General features: G+C 61.1%; 1 protein-coding gene. It reads left to right on the top strand.

The annotated features are described in order from the left end of the window. The first annotated feature begins 59 nt into the window (after positions 1–59). Positions 60–1,289, top strand: a complete 1,230-nt coding sequence (locus ACDC67_RS15880) for an ISL3 family transposase (protein ID WP_376694614.1) — start codon at positions 60–62, stop codon at positions 1,287–1,289. Positions 1,290–1,312 lie beyond the last annotated feature (23 nt).

The following is a 1,312-nucleotide window of genomic DNA, read 5'->3' as shown; positions in this document are numbered from 1 at the left end:
GCCTCTGTTGAATTTTGAGTGGGTATCATCGCCTCGGGACCCTGATTGGAGCCGGAGTGATGAGCGCACAGATTTTCGAAGCCGCCCTTGGCCTGACGCCGCCGTGGTTCATTGCTGACCTGGAATTCGAAGAGGCAGCCAGAACGCTGACCATCCAGGTCGATTTTCGGCGTGGCAGTCGTTTTCAAGTCGCTGATTTCGAAGGTGAACACCCAGTCCATGACACCGTCACCAAGCGCTACCGACATCTCAACTTTTTCCAGCACGAGTGCTTTCTGGAGGTGCGCGTGCCGCGCGTCAAGCTCCCGGACGGATCGGTTCGACAAGTCCAGCCTGACTGGGCCGGCAAGCTGTCGGGGTTCACGCTGCTGTTCGAGGCCCTTGTGCTGATGCTGGCGCAGCAAATGCCGTTCCGGGCGGTCGCTCGCATTGTCGGTTTGAGCCCGCACCGGGTTATGGCGATCTGCGAGCGTTATGTAGATCTGGCGACCGCCGAGGCGGACCTTTCCAAGGTGCGCAGTCTGGCGATCGATGAGACGTCTCGGGCCCGTGGGCACGACTACCTGACGCTGGCGGCCGATGCCGAGCACCGGGCGGTCATCTTCGTCACCGAAGGACGCGGGTCGGAGACCGTTGCCGAGCTGGCCGACGAACTGACCGCTCATGGCGGAGATCCGAGCGCGATCGACAGTTGCAGTATCGACATGTCGCCGGCGTTTATCCGGGGCGTCACCGATCACTTGCCCAACGCCTCGATCACGTTCGACAAGTTCCACGTCATCGCCAAGGCTTCCGAGGCCGTAGACCGGATGCGCCGGCTCGAGCAGAAATCCGATCCGGCTCTGAAAAGCATGCGCTGGAAGCTGCTCAGGGCCCCGAACGGCCTCAGCCGAGGCGCTCGGCAGGAGCTTCAGACCTTGGTCGCCCGACTGACGACGCTCAGAACGGCACGCGCCTGGCAGTACCGCGAGCAGTTGCGCGCCATCCTGCAGCGCAAGCAGGTCAACGTCGTCCGCCAGATGCTCCACCAGTGGTGTACGAATGTCATGCGCTCCAAGGTCGAGCCGATGAAATCCGTTGCCAAGATGATCCGCCGACACCTCGACGGCATCGTCGCTTGGGTTAGAACACGCCAAACCAACGGCTTCCTCGAAGCGATTAACGGACTGTTCCAGGCTGCGAAGCGGAAAGCACGAGGCTACACACGGCTGAGCACAGCCAGGACCGTGATCTTCCTGCTGGCAGGGAAACTCGACTTCCGCAGTCTCAATCCGCATGTGTATGCTTAACCCACTTGGAATTCAACAGACCC

The sequence above is a fragment of the Wenzhouxiangella indolica genome (assembly GCF_042310355.1).
Classification (GTDB): Bacteria; Pseudomonadota; Gammaproteobacteria; order Xanthomonadales; family Wenzhouxiangellaceae; genus Wenzhouxiangella.
This window is presented reverse-complemented; position numbering and strand designations above follow the sequence as displayed.

Bases quoted from the DNA above. Each gene is read 5' to 3' on its own strand.
- ACDC67_RS15880 (WP_376694614.1), top strand. From the start codon at position 60: ATGAGCGCACAGATTTTCGAAGCCGCCCTTGGCCTGACGCCGCCGTGG.